General features: G+C 63.9%; 10 protein-coding genes. 2 read left to right on the forward strand and 8 right to left on the reverse strand.

Annotated features, from left to right (window positions below; translation table 11 throughout):
- Window positions 1-25: 25 nt before the first annotated feature.
- On the reverse strand, window positions 26-1228 hold the full coding sequence (locus ACQR1W_RS33440) for a urate hydroxylase PuuD (protein ID WP_434854739.1): 1203 nt from the start codon (window positions 1226-1228) through the stop codon (window positions 26-28).
- 88 nt (window positions 1229-1316) lie between these two features.
- Between ACQR1W_RS33440 and ACQR1W_RS33445 the strand changes: the two genes are divergently transcribed.
- Entirely contained in the window at window positions 1317-1604 is a 288-nt protein-coding gene (locus ACQR1W_RS33445; RefSeq protein ID WP_434854740.1) for a hypothetical protein, read from the forward strand.
- A gap of 20 nt (window positions 1605-1624) precedes the next feature.
- Here the strand turns inward: ACQR1W_RS33445 and ACQR1W_RS33450 are convergent, their stop codons facing one another.
- Together ACQR1W_RS33450 and ACQR1W_RS33455 are read right to left on the reverse strand one after the other, a co-directional pair.
- On the reverse strand, window positions 1625-4348 hold the full coding sequence (locus ACQR1W_RS33450; RefSeq protein WP_434854741.1) for a molybdopterin-dependent oxidoreductase: 2724 nt from the start codon (window positions 4346-4348) through the stop codon (window positions 1625-1627).
- Window positions 4345-5172 (reverse strand): FAD binding domain-containing protein, encoded by an 828-nt coding sequence (locus ACQR1W_RS33455; protein ID WP_434854852.1) that lies wholly within the window; start codon window positions 5170-5172, stop codon window positions 4345-4347. The genes ACQR1W_RS33450 and ACQR1W_RS33455 overlap by 4 nt, the downstream gene beginning before the upstream one ends.
- A gap of 163 nt (window positions 5173-5335) precedes the next feature.
- Here ACQR1W_RS33455 and ACQR1W_RS33460 point away from each other — a divergent pair, with 163 nt between their 5' ends.
- The gene (locus ACQR1W_RS33460) at window positions 5336-6685 is read left to right on the forward strand and encodes an 8-oxoguanine deaminase (protein ID WP_434854742.1); all 1350 of its coding nucleotides are present in this window, start codon (window positions 5336-5338) and stop codon (window positions 6683-6685) included.
- Between the two features lie 10 nt (window positions 6686-6695).
- Here ACQR1W_RS33460 and ACQR1W_RS33465 read toward each other — a convergent pair whose 3' ends face one another.
- The 5 genes from ACQR1W_RS33465 to ACQR1W_RS33485 all read right to left on the reverse strand — a co-directional run bounded on the left by ACQR1W_RS33465 (window position 6696) and on the right by ACQR1W_RS33485 (window position 12425).
- The gene (locus ACQR1W_RS33465) at window positions 6696-7679 is read right to left on the reverse strand and encodes a peptide ABC transporter ATP-binding protein (RefSeq protein WP_434854743.1); all 984 of its coding nucleotides are present in this window, start codon (window positions 7677-7679) and stop codon (window positions 6696-6698) included.
- Window positions 7676-8701, reverse strand: coding sequence for an ABC transporter ATP-binding protein (locus tag ACQR1W_RS33470; protein ID WP_434854744.1), 1026 nt, complete (start codon window positions 8699-8701; stop codon window positions 7676-7678). Before ACQR1W_RS33470 ends, ACQR1W_RS33465 begins: the two co-directional genes overlap by 4 nt.
- An 18-nt stretch (window positions 8702-8719) precedes the next feature.
- Window positions 8720-9631 (reverse strand): ABC transporter permease subunit, encoded by a 912-nt coding sequence (locus tag ACQR1W_RS33475; RefSeq protein ID WP_434854745.1) that lies wholly within the window; start codon window positions 9629-9631, stop codon window positions 8720-8722.
- The gene (locus tag ACQR1W_RS33480) at window positions 9628-10638 is read right to left on the reverse strand and encodes an ABC transporter permease subunit (protein ID WP_434854746.1); all 1011 of its coding nucleotides are present in this window, start codon (window positions 10636-10638) and stop codon (window positions 9628-9630) included. Before ACQR1W_RS33480 ends, ACQR1W_RS33475 begins: the two co-directional genes overlap by 4 nt.
- Window positions 10639-10901: 263 nt before the next feature.
- Window positions 10902-12425: an ABC transporter substrate-binding protein gene (locus ACQR1W_RS33485; protein ID WP_434854853.1), complete on the reverse strand. Its 1524-nt coding sequence runs from the start codon at window positions 12423-12425 to the stop codon at window positions 10902-10904.
- Window positions 12426-12666 lie beyond the last annotated feature (241 nt).

The raw sequence follows: 12666 nt of genomic DNA on the forward strand, positions 1-12666 counted from the left end.
TCCGGCAAAGCCGAAGCCCCTCAGATCAATCTCGGTTCGGTGCCCAAGCGGCGAGCACGGCGCGCTCCTCGGGCGTGATTTCGGTGATGTTGCCGGGCGGCATGGCGCTCGACCAGGCGGCGTTGCGGGCGATCAGACGTGCATTGCGCCTGACGTGCTCGGGGCTGTCGAGCAGTACGCCCTTGGGCGCCGTGATGATCCCGTCCCAGACCGGCTCGGCGGCATGGCACATGCTGCAGCGCGACAGCACGATCTCTTCCACCTGCGCGAAAGTGGGGGTGTCCGGCGCCGAGGCGGCCTTGGCCTCGCCCTTGGCGTCGCGGGGACCTGCGGCTGATAACAGCGCGATCGCGATCATGCCGGCGGCGGCAATGCCCCATACCCACCAGGGCGAGGGCCGCCCCTTGTGCCGCTCGTTGAAGAAGTGCCGGATCACCGGTCCGAGCGCGAGCACGATCGCGACAATCACCCAATTGTAGCGGGTGGCAAACAGCAGCGGATAATGATTGCTGATCATCAGCACGACGACCGGCAGCGTCAGATAGTTGTTGTGGACGGATCGCTCCTTGCCGGCCTTGCCCAGCTTGGGGTCCGGTGTTTCGCCCGCCAGCAATGCCGCAACGATCTTCTTCTGGTTCGGGATGATCAAAGCGAAGACATTGGCGACCATGATGGTGCCGATGATCGCGCCGATCTGGTTGAAGGCGCCGCGTCCGCTCAGAACATGCGTGAAAGCATAGGTGAGCGCGACCAGGAAGACATAGCCGCCGATCGCAAACGGCAGTTCGTGGCGCGCGAGTCCGCTGCGGCACGCCGCTTCATAGAGCAGCCACGCCAAGGCGAGCGAGCCGAAGCTGAACAGGCCGGCCTGCAGCGGTGTCAGATCGAGGATCGACTTATCGATCAGGAACAGGTCGGCATTGAGATAGTACACCACGATCATCAGTGCGAAGCCGGACAGCCAGGTGGTGTAGGCCTCCCATTTGAACCAGGTCACCTCGCTCGGCATCTGCGCCGGCGCGATGAGATACTTCACCATGTGATAGAAGCCGCCGCCATGCACCTGCCAGGCCTCGCCCATCACACCGTCGGGCAACCCCTGTCGCGGCTTCAGGCTGAGGTCGAGGTGGATGAAGTAGAACGAGCTGCCAATCCAGGCGATCGCGGCCACCACATGCAGCCAGCGGAAGATCAGGCTCAGCCACTCCGATATGATCGATCCCCACATATCGTCTCCATTAGTCGTACGGTTGGCAGGCGGTGGACTTCCTGCGTCCGATCAAGTTCAATAAGCCAGGACGAAACGAGGCGGTTCGATGAAGAAGCTGGTTGTTGTCATGCTGCTGCTGGCGCAGCCCGCCTGGGCGCAGATGAAGCCGGTCGCGAAGGATGCCGCCAAGCGCGCCGACAATTGCGCCCCGATCGGACGGACCGAGGACGGCAAGCTGGTCTATTCGATGAAGTGCGAGACATTGCCGAAGCCGCCCGCGCCGGCAGCGGCACCGCAGGCCGAGGCAAAGCCTGCCCCCACCGCGGAGCCGGAGCCCGAGACGGAGCGCTCGGGCCTGTTCGGTCTGTCCTATGACCGCAGGCCGAAGCAATAGCTTGATCGTCTTGCCGCTGCTCAATCGCCGTACTTCTCCTGCAACAGCGGAAACAGCCGGTCCGGCTTGAACGGAACCGAAGTGAAGCGGATGCCGGTCGCGGCGCGCAGCGCGTTGCCGAGCGCCGCTGCCACGGGATTGTAGGGACTTTCGCTCATCGATTTCGCGCCGAGGGGGCCGAGCGCGTCGCTGGTCTGGGCGAACAGCACCTCCGTGCGCGGCACGTCGGCGAAGGACGGTAGATGATAGTCGCGGAATTTGGGATTGGCCACGCGGCCGGTCGCGTCGATCACCATCTCCTCGTAAAGCGTGGCGCCGAGCGATTGCGCCACGCCGCCTTCGACCTGGCCGCGGCACTGCATCGGATTGGCGACGCGGCCGGCGTCCGCGGCCTGCACGCTCTTCAGGATCCTGATCTCGCCGGTGTGCTTGTTCACGGCGACGCGAAAGCCTTGCACGTTGAAGGCGACGGAGCGCGGCGTGCCTTGCGAGCTGCCGGTGGCAGACAGTCTCACACCTTCCGCTCCTGCCTGCCGCGCAAGCTCGGCAAAGGAGAGGCGCTGCCGGCCATGCATGACGCTGCCATCCGCCAGCGCGCAGGCATTGGGATCGACGGTCCAGAGCTGCGCGGCGAAGGTCTTGAGTTCGTTGGCCAGATGCTCCGCCGCCGCCTGGGTGGCACGTCCCGCAACGAAAGTGCCGGCCGAGCCATAGGCGCCGGTGTCGTGGCCGCCATGCGCGGTGTCGGACTGCTTGAGAGTGATCTGATCGACTGTCGTCGCCAGGATCGTCGCCGCGATCTGCCGATGCACGGTGCTGGTGCCGTTGCCGAACTCCGCCGTGCCAACGGTGAGAGCGAAGCCGCCGTCGTCTCGCAGTGCGATCGCGACGTCGGCGATATGACCGTCCGGCGGCACCGTGTCGATCATGGTCAGCGCGATGCCGTCGCCGGTCAGCCATTCCGCGGAGAGATCAGGCTCGGTCGTGTCGTTCGTCATTGCTCGCTCGACCAGGTCGAGGCACTGGTCGAGCCCGTAGGAACCGTACATCACATCGCGATAGCCGTTGTCCGGTGGATACAGCATGGGATCGCCGGGCTTGACGACATTGCGCCGTCGGATCTCGAACGGATCGATGTTGAGCTGATGCGCCAGCTCGTCGATGGCAGCTTCGACGGCGAACAGGCTTTGCGGCAGGCCATAGCCGCGGAAGGCGCCTGCCGGTACCGTATTGGTATAGGCGACGACGGCATCGACCTTTTTGTTCGGGCAATTATAGACGCCGAGCGACTCGCCGCAGGCATGAAACAGCACGGGACCAGCGTGGTTGCCATAGGCGCCGGTATTGGAGAGCACGTCGAGCTGCAGCGCCGTCAGCTTGCCGTCTCTGTCGGCGCCGGCCTTGACCGTGACGCGCATCGGATGCCGCGTCGAGCTGGCGATGAACTGCTCCTCTCTGGTGAGCTCGAGCTTCACCGGTCGGCCGGTCTTCAGCGCCGCCAGCGCCAGGATATCCTCGACGAACATCTCCTGCTTGCCGCCAAAGCCGCCGCCCACGCGCTCGCAGAACACGCGGATTGTCTCCGGCGGCAGGTTGAAGATGTCGGAGAGCGCGCGCCGGGTCAGGAACGGCACCTGCGTGCTACTGCGGATGTTGAGAACGCCTGACGCGTCGAGCCAGGCCAGCCCGCCGTGGGTCTCCAGCGCGGCGTGCTGGACCCGCTGTGTCGTGAACGTGCCTTTATAGGTCACGGCGGAGGCGGCAAGCGCGGCCACGACATCGCCGTACTCGCCGTGGCCTTCCGCGACGATGTTGCGGGCGGCGTTGGCGACGCGATCCTGCGGCGTGCGGCCGGGATGGATCACCGGCGCCCCCGGCGCGATCGCCTCGGCGGGATCAACCACCGCAGGCAGAAGCTCATAGGTGATCACGAGCCGCCGGCAGCCTTCCTCGGCCGCCGCCTCGCTCTCCGCAATGACCGCCGCAACCTTCTGCCCGATGAAGCGTACGATATCGTCGAGCACGCGCGTGTCGTCAGGGTCCATCCAGGCCTTCTCGTGGCGCGCGGTCGAGAACAGCGCGCTGGGCGCATCCTCATGGGTCAGCACCTCGATCACGCCGGGCACGGCGAGGGCGGCGGTCTTGTCGATCGCAACGATCTTCGCATGGGCATGCGGCGAGCGTGCGAGCTTGACGTGGCACAGGCCATCGACCGCAGTGTCGAAGGTGTAACGGGCCTGGCCGCGTACGATCTGCGGGCCGGCGGGCGCGGGCAGGCTGCGGCCGAAAGCCTCGCCGGCCGGCACGTCCTCGACGTTGCAGATGCCATCAAGCGCATCCTCGATGGCGCGATAGCCGGTGCAGCGGCAGATATTGCCCTTGAGCGCAGCACCGAGATCCTGCCGCTGCGCCTGGTTGAGCGAGGCGCAGGTCAGGATCATGCCGGCGGTGCAGAAGCCGCATTGGAAGCCCTGCGCATCGACGAACGCCTGCTGCATCGGATGCAGCCCACCATCGGATTCCAGGCCTTCGATCGTGGTGATCGCATGGTCCTCGGCACGGAACGCCGGGATCAGGCAGCTATGTACCGGCTCGCCGTCGAGCAGCACGGTGCAGGCGCCGCAGTCGCCGGCATCGCAGCCCTTCTTGACGCCGAAATGGCCGGTCTCGCGCAGAAAAGTACGCAGGCACTGACCGGGGCGCGGCGTTGCCGATACGTCTTTGCCGTTGATCACAAAGCTCATGCCTGCGCGCTACCTGTCAATTCACCGCGAATCTGTTCGGCAAGCCGCAGGGTCATCGCCTTGCGCCAGGCAGGCTTGCCATGCACGTCGTCATGATAGAGGCCATCTGGAATGTCGCGCAGGATCGAGTCACGCACAGCGTCTCGCGTGGGCATTGTGGGCCAGCGCAACTGGACCGGCTTCACGGTGGAGGCCGTGATAGTCAGCAGCAGATCGCCGTCGCGTCCGATGGTGCCGATCACCAATGCGGCCGACCGGCCGACCGGCGTCAACGAGATCTGGCGGAACGCCGCGCGGCGCTTCAATGCGGCAAGCGGCACGTCGATCTGGCGCAACAGATCGCCCGGGCCAAGCATGTTGCGCTGATTTCCGGTGACGAACTCGGCAACGGCCATCTTCTGCTGGCTGCCATCGGCCTTCCAGATCGTGCAGATGCCCTCGAGTGCCGACAGCAGCGAGATCATCGGTCCGGCCGGAAGCGACATGCAGAGATTGCCGCCGACGGTCGCGGTCTTCCAGATCTTGAAGGAGGCAAGAAAGGCCCGGCAGCATTGATCGATCAAAGGCGCGGCCTGCCAGTCGGCAGGGCAGGGGAACGCATCGAGATGGGCGACCGTGCAGGTCGCGGCGATCGTCAGGCTGGTGTCGCCGACCACCAGCGCGGGCCAGCGAAGATCGGTGAGGTCGATCAGCCGCGACAGATGCGCCTGCGGCTCGGAGAACAGCCAGGTGCCGCCCGCGAGCCAGGCATCGCCAGCCTTCCAGGCCGGCAGGTCTGCTCGGCTCTGCGGACGAACCACTTCGGTGATGGTGTTCAGATCCATGATCAACTGACGCTCGTGAGGCGACCACTGCCGCCGAAATCCTTGCAAGACCGGCGCCAACTGGCAATAGGACGGTGTTGGCCTTCCAATTGCAGGTGTAACCTGACGTGCAGGTGTAATTTTCTGTGAGCGGCCGACAGGCGGGGGCAACGAGAGTTGGAGCATGGGCAAGACGCAGCCGATCTGGATCAAGGACCCTCTTGCCATTCTCGCCGACGGCGCCGAACGCGGCGTGGTCGTCAATGAGGGCCGCATCGTTGAATTGGTTGGGGCGGGGCGCGAACCTGTGACCACAGGTGCCGCGGTCATCGACGCCGGCGCGCATGTCGTGATCCCCGGCCTGATCAACACGCATCACCATTTCTACCAGACGCTGACCCGGGCGTTCCCGCCGGCGATGGACCGCGAACTGTTCCCCTGGCTGCAGGCCCTTTATCCGGTGTGGGCGAAGCTGACGCCGGAGGCGCTCGACCTTGGCGTGACGCTGGCGATGGCGGAGCTGATGCTGTCCGGCTGCACCACGACCACCGACCATCATTATGTGTTCCCCGCAGGGCTCGAGGACGCCGTCGACATCGAGGTCGCAGCGGCAAAGCGGCTGGGCTTGCGGGTGTCGCTGACGCGCGGCTCCATGAACCGCTCGCAGCGGGATGGCGGCTTGCCGCCGGACAGCGTGGTGCAGGACGAGGACACGATTCTGGCCGATAGTGCGCGGGTCGTCGGCAAGCATCATCAGCGCGGACCGGACGCGATGGTGCAGATTGCGCTGGCGCCATGCTCGCCATTCTCGGTCACGACCTCGCTGATGCGGGCGACCGCGGATCTCGCCGAGAAGCTCGACGTGCGCCTGCACACGCATCTGGCGGAGACCGAGGACGAGAACGCCTTCTGCCAGGAGATCCACGCCTGCCGGCCACTCGATTATCTCGAACAATGCGGCTGGCTCGGGCCGCGCACCTGGCTTGCGCACGGCATCTTCTTTACAGCGGAGGAAATGACGCGACTGGGCCGGGCGAAGACCAGCATTACGCACTGCGCCTGCAGCAACCAGCTCCTGGCCTCCGGCTGCTGTCCGGTCTGCGAGATGGAAGAGGCGGGCGTTGCGATCGGTGTTGGCGTCGATGGCTCCGCGTCCAACGATGGGTCCAACCTGATGCAGGAGGTGCGCGCCGCGTTCCTGTTGCAGCGGGCGCGCTATGGCGTAGGAAAAGTCAGCTACAAGGATGCTCTGCGCTGGGCCACCCAAGGCTCAGCCGCCTGCATCGGCCGCCCCGAGCTCGGCGTGATTGCGGTCGGCAAGGCCGCCGACCTAGCGCTGTTTAAGCTCGACGAGCTGCGTTTTTCGGGTGCGGGCGATCCGCTTGCGGCGCTGGTGCTCTGCGGTGCGTACCGTGCCGACCGGGTGATGGTCGGCGGCCACTGGCGCGTCATCGACGGCGCCATTCCGGGGCTCGATGTCGCTGACTTGATCCGGCGCCACAGCGCCGCGGCAAGCAAGATGCAGGCAGGGTGAGCCGGTGTTACTAACCGATCACCGCCTGCGTGTCGAGGAAACGCTCGGCGTAATGGCAGGCGACCAGGCGCTCGTCGAGCGGGCGCAAGGGTGGACGCTGCGCACGGCAGAGGTCTGTCACGTGAGGACAGCGGGTCGAGAACACGCAGCCGTTCGGCGGATCGAGCGGCGAGGGCAACTCGCCCTTCGGCAGGATGCGCTGGCGTTTGCGGCCCAGGCCCGGCGTTGCGTCAAGCAGCGCCCGTGTGTAGGGATGCAAGGCCTGCGCAAAGATGCGCTCCTTCGGCCCGTGCTCCATGGCTATCCCGAGATACATGATCATCACATCATCTGCGATGTGACGGACCACGCCGAGATCGTGCGAAATGAACAGGTAAGCCAGCCCCAACTCGCGCTGCAGATCGACCAGGAGGTTGAGAACCTGCGCCTGCACCGACATGTCGAGCGCGGAGACCGGCTCGTCGGCAACCAATAGCTTCGGCCGCAACATCAAGGCGCGCGCGATCGCGATGCGCTGGCGCTGGCCGCCCGAGAACATGTGCGGATAGCGGCCATATTGCTCCGACCGCAGCCCGACCCTCGTCATCATGTCGAGCGCCTGCGCCCGCCGCTCCTGCTTCGAGAGCCTGGTGTTGATGATCAGCGGCTCTTCGAGGATGGCGCCGACCCGCTTGCGCGGATTGAGCGAGCCGTAGGGGTTTTGAAACACGATCTGCACGGTACGGCGCAATGTCTGCGCAGCGCTAGCCGGAGGATTGACCGCATCAAGCCCATCGAGAACCAGCGTGCCGGCGCTCGGCTTCTCGATGAGAGTCACGAGCCTTGCAAGAGTCGATTTTCCGCAACCGGATTCGCCGACGACCGCCAGCGTCTTGCCGGCATCAAGCGCGAACGACAAGCCGCCCACGGCCTGCAGCTGTGCCGGCGCGCGGAACCAGCCTTGCTTGATCTCGTAGCTGCGCTTGAGACCGGTGGCGGTGACGAGCGCTGTCATGACACGGCCTCGGAGTTGAGGATCGGCGCTCCGCCATCGGCCGCGATGCGTTCATCCCGTGTCGGATCGCCGAGCGGATAGTGACAACGGATCAGGCCATCACGCCAGGGTCGCAGATCAGGACGCAAATCGTCGCACAGCGGCGTCGCATGGATGCAGCGTGGACGAAACAGGCATCCTGACGGGCGATCGTAAGCGCCCGGCACCACGCCCGGGATGGTGGCGAGCCGTCCGCCGTCGCTCGCCTCCGGGCGAGCCGCCAGCAGGGCGGCCGTATAGGGATGCTGCGGCGACGCGAACAGGCTCGAGCTCGGGCGCCGCTCCATGATCTGGCCGGCATACATGACGGCTGTTCGCTCGGTCGTGTCCGAGACCACGCCCATGTTGTGTGTGATGAGGATCAGGGCCATGCCGCGATCGCGCTGCAGGGAGAGCAGAAGATCGAGGATCTGGGCCTGGATGGTGACGTCGAGCGCCGTCGTCGGCTCATCGGCGATCAGGAGCTTCGGATTGCAGGCGATCGCCATCGCGATCATGACGCGCTGGTTCATGCCCCCCGAAAGCTGGTGCGGATAGGACGACAGCCGGCTTTCCGGAGCCGGAATGCCGACCTGCTCGAGCAGGTCGATTGCGCGCCGCCGCGCCGCCTTGCGATCCATCCTCTCGTGGATGCGCAATGTCTCAGCCAGCTGATAGCCGATCGTGAACGAGGGATTGAGCGATGTCGTCGGCTCCTGGAAGATCATCGCGATGTCCTTGCCGCTGAGGGCGCGCCGCTCGCGGTCGGACAGAGTCTGCAGATCCCGCCCTTCGAACAACAGCCTGTCGGCCTCGGCCCGTCCCGGATAGGGCACCAGCCCCATCAGGGCCAGCATGCCCATGCTCTTGCCCGATCCGGATTCGCCGACGATCCCCAGCACCTCGCCCTTCTCGAGCGCAAAGCTGACGCCATCCACGGCGCGCAGTATTCCGGCTCTTGATGGAAACGCAACCGATAGGTTTTCAATTTCGAGGAGCGGCATCCGATCGCCTTCGATCCATTATCGTTTGAGCTTGGGATCGAGCGCGTCGCGCAGTCCGTCGCCGAGCAGGTTGAAGGCCAGCACGGTCACGAGGATCGCCAGCCCCGGAAGCGTGACGACCCACCAGGCCCGCAGCACGAATTCGCGCGCGTCTGCCAACATGGTCCCCCATTCGGGCGAGGGTGGTTGCGCGCCAAGGCCGAGAAAGCCGAGCGCAGCCGCGTCCAGGATCGCAGTGGAAATGCCCAGTGTCGCCTGCACGATCAGGGGCGCCGCGCAATTCGGCAGCACCTCCTTGAACATCAGGCGAAGCCGGCCGGCGCCTGCGACTTTGGCCGCAGTGACGTAGTCCTTTGCGACCTCGCTGATCACGGCGGCGCGCGCGATCCGCACATAGTGCGGCAGGAGCACGATCGCGACCGCCAGCATGGCGTTCATCAGGCCCGGCCCGAGGATCGCGACGATCACGATCGCGAGCAGAAGGCTCGGCAGCGTCAACGTGATGTCCATCAGTCGCATGATCGCGATCTCGATCACGCCACGGAAAAAGCCCGCGACCAGACCGAGGATCGTCCCTGATATGACCGACAACGTCACCACCGCGATGCCGATCAGCAGCGAAAGCCGCGCGCCGTGGATGAGACGAGACAGGATATCGCGGCCGATCGCATCGGTGCCGAGCGGATAGGCCATTGATCCGCCCTGCTGCCAGAAGGGCGGTTTGAGAAAGACCGTGTTGTTGGTCAGAACAGGCGAATGCGGCGCGACCAGATCGGCTGAGAGCGCGAGCAGAATGAGAATGGCGATCACGACAAGACCCGCCACGGCGCCGAAATTTTGTTTGAAATCGAGCCAGAATTCCAACAGCGGATGCGGCGGGGCGTCCGCTTTCGCCGCGTCGACGCGGGTTTCGAGGACTTCAGTGGTCATCTTGTATGCCGGATGCGCGGATTGATCAGCCCATAGGCGATGTCAACCAGCAGATTGACGGTCATGACGATCGCGCCGATCAAGAGCGTGCCGCCCTGCAGCACCGGGTAATCGCGGCGGTTGATGCCCTCGATCAGCCATTTGCCCACGCCCGGCCAGGAAAAGATGGTCTCCGTGAGGATGGCGCCGGTAAACAGCACGCCGACCTGAAGGCCGATCACCGTGACCACCGGGATCAGCGCATTGCGCAACGCATGAATTGCGATCACCCGGAAACGCGGCAAGCCTTTGGCGCGGGCGGTGCGGATGTAATCCTCGCCCAGGACCTCCAGCATAGCCGACCGTGTCATGCGCGCGATGACGGCGAGCGGTATCGTACCGAGCACGATCGTAGGTAACACCAGATGTGACAAGGCCGAACGAAATGCTTCAAAGTCACCGGCCAGCAGCGTATCGATCAGCAGGAAGCCGGTCACCGGTTCGATGAAGTACTGCACGGCGATCCGGCCCGAGACCGGGGTCCATCCAAGCTGGACCGAAAACAACAGGATCAACAGCAGTCCCCACCAGAAAATCGGCATCGAATATCCGGTGAGCGAGATCCCCATCACGCCGTGATCGAAGATCGAGTTGCGCCTGACAGCGGCGATGATGCCGGCCGGCAATCCCAGACATACGGCAAACAGGATCGCGCAAACCGACAGCTCGATCGTTGCCGGGAACAAGGTCTGGAATTCGGCAATCACCGGCTCGTGGGTAACAATGGAGCGGCCGAGGTCTCCGTGCACCAGCCGCGACAGATAGAGGCCGTATTGGACCAGCACCGGCTGATCGAAGCCGTAGTCCTTGCGCAATTGTGTGAGGCGGGCCGGATCGATGCCGCGTTCGCCCGCCATCGTCTCGATCGGATCGCCTGGGATCAGGCGGATCAGCACGAAAACGAGCAGCGTGATCCCGATGAAAGTCGGAACCACGAGGCTCAGCCGGGTAAGAATAAACCGGAGCATGCCGTTCTCTGTCATCGCCCCATGAAGGGCTACCGTGGTGCACACATGTCGCGCGGACTGGGGGATTACCTCGCCCCGCTTGTGGGGAGAGGTCGGATGTCATCGAAGATGACATCCGGGTGAGGGGGTACAGGTCTAGCCACTTGCACCGTACGGGCGTCTGCCCCTCACCCCAGCCCTCTCCCCGTGAAGAACGGGGAGAGGGAGCCTACCGCCCTTGCATAAAAGGCTAGCAGCGCGCGCCGCTCCGCCCTCATCTCTCGCTAATCCTTGAGGTCGACGCCATAGAAGGTGTGTCGCCCGAATGGCGACAGCTTGAAGTCGACCACTCGCTTGCGGATAGGCTTCAACTGCACCGCGTGCGCGATGGTGAACCAGGGCGCCTGCTCCTTGAAGACCACCTGGGCCTGCGCGTAGAGTTTGGCCCGCTCGGCTTGATCGCTGATGGTCTTGGCCTTCATGACAAGGTCGTCGTACGGCTTGTAGCAGAACTTGGCGATATTCGATCCCGATGCCGATTGCGCCGAGGCGCAGCCGAGCAGGGTATGTAGGAAATTATCGGGATCGCCATTGTCACCGGTCCAGCCATACATGCCCATCTGATGTTCGCCGGCCTGCAACCGCTTGCGGTATTCGCCCCACTCGAACGTCTTGATCTCGGCCTTGACGCCGATCTTGGCGAGATCGGCCTGCATCAATTCGGCAATGCGCTTGGCATTCGGATTGTAGGGCCGCTGCACCGGCATCGCCCAGAGATCGGTCTCGAAACCGTACGGGAAGCCGGCCTCGGAGAGCAGCTTCTTGGCCGCCTCGGGATCATAGGGGTCGTCCTTGACGTCGTCGTTGTACGACCACATCGAGGGCGGGATCGGGTTCTTGGCGGCGATTCCGGTCGACAGATAGACAGCGTCGATGATCGCCTTCTTGTCGATCGCCATACTGATGGCCTTGCGCACGCGCACATCATCGAACGGCTTCTTTTGCGTGTTGAAGGCCAGATAGCCAACGTTGAGGCCCGGCTGTTCCAGGACCGTGACGTCCGGATCTTTTTTGATCGTGTCGATGTCGGCCGGATTCGGATAGGGCATCACGTCGCATTCGCCCTTCTGGAGTTTGGCCCAGCGAACCGATGCATCCGGCGTGATCGAATAGACGAGGTCGTCGATCTTCGCCTTGCCGCCCCAATATTGGGGGAACGCCTTGTACCGGATCACGGCGTCCTTTTGATACTGCACCAGATAGAACGGGCCGGTGCCGATCGGATCCTGGTCGATCTTTTCGGGCGTGCCGGCCTTCAGCATTGCATCGGCATATTCCTTCGACTGGATCGCCGCGAACGGCATCGCGAGGTCGGCGAGGAAAGGGGCTTCCGGCTGATTGAGCGTGACCTTGATCGTGTAATCATCGACCTTCTCGACCGACTTCAACAATTTCGGCAAACCCATGTCGCCGAAATAGGAATGGTTCGGGCTCGTCACCTTGAAATATGGATTGTCTTCCTTCCATTGCCGCTCGATTGAGAAGATGATGTCATCGGCATTGAAATCGCGCGTCGGCTTGAACGACTTGGTCGAATGCCATTTCACGCCCTTGCGCAGGTCGAATGTGTAGGTGGTGCCGTCCGGCGAGATCGTCCATTTTTCGGCGAGGCCCGGCACCACTTGCGTGCTGCCGCGCTCGAACTCGACGATGCGGTTGTAGATCGGCTCATTACCATCGAATGACGTTCCGGTCGTATTGACGCCAGGATAGAAATTCTCCGGGCTGCCTTCCGAGCAGAAGATCAAAGTCTTGGCGGAAGCGGCCGGAGCGGCCACCAGCGTCGAAGCGCAGATGGCAGCAAGCAGGATTGATCTGTCCACAGCTGGAACTCCCAGTGAATTCTGTTGAGGCGGTTGACACAGGCGCGCCAATGACGCCTGCACGACCTTGCTATCGGGTGTTACGGCTGTCAATGGTGTCAGGGTAGCGCATCATCGAAGTTCGATGCAGATGATCTGGTGACACCTCGCATCGCCAAAAACAATC

The organism is Bradyrhizobium sp. HKCCYLS1011 (genome assembly GCF_051167795.1).
Lineage (GTDB): Bacteria > Pseudomonadota > Alphaproteobacteria > Rhizobiales > Xanthobacteraceae > Bradyrhizobium.

What these genes read in the sequence shown, in the direction of transcription:
- ACQR1W_RS33440 (WP_434854739.1), bottom strand. Translation starts at nt 1,228, where the DNA reads ATGTGGGGATCGATCATATCGGAGTGGCTGAGCCTGATCTTCCGCTGG.
- ACQR1W_RS33445 (WP_434854740.1), top strand. Translation starts at nt 1,317, where the DNA reads ATGAAGAAGCTGGTTGTTGTCATGCTGCTGCTGGCGCAGCCCGCCTGG.
- ACQR1W_RS33450 (WP_434854741.1), bottom strand. Translation starts at nt 4,348, where the DNA reads ATGAGCTTTGTGATCAACGGCAAAGACGTATCGGCAACGCCGCGCCCC.
- ACQR1W_RS33455 (WP_434854852.1), bottom strand. Translation starts at nt 5,172, where the DNA reads ATGGATCTGAACACCATCACCGAAGTGGTTCGTCCGCAGAGCCGAGCA.
- ACQR1W_RS33460 (WP_434854742.1), top strand. Translation starts at nt 5,336, where the DNA reads ATGGGCAAGACGCAGCCGATCTGGATCAAGGACCCTCTTGCCATTCTC.
- ACQR1W_RS33465 (WP_434854743.1), bottom strand. Translation starts at nt 7,679, where the DNA reads ATGACAGCGCTCGTCACCGCCACCGGTCTCAAGCGCAGCTACGAGATC.
- ACQR1W_RS33470 (WP_434854744.1), bottom strand. Translation starts at nt 8,701, where the DNA reads ATGCCGCTCCTCGAAATTGAAAACCTATCGGTTGCGTTTCCATCAAGA.
- ACQR1W_RS33475 (WP_434854745.1), bottom strand. Translation starts at nt 9,631, where the DNA reads ATGACCACTGAAGTCCTCGAAACCCGCGTCGACGCGGCGAAAGCGGAC.
- ACQR1W_RS33480 (WP_434854746.1), bottom strand. Translation starts at nt 10,638, where the DNA reads ATGCTCCGGTTTATTCTTACCCGGCTGAGCCTCGTGGTTCCGACTTTC.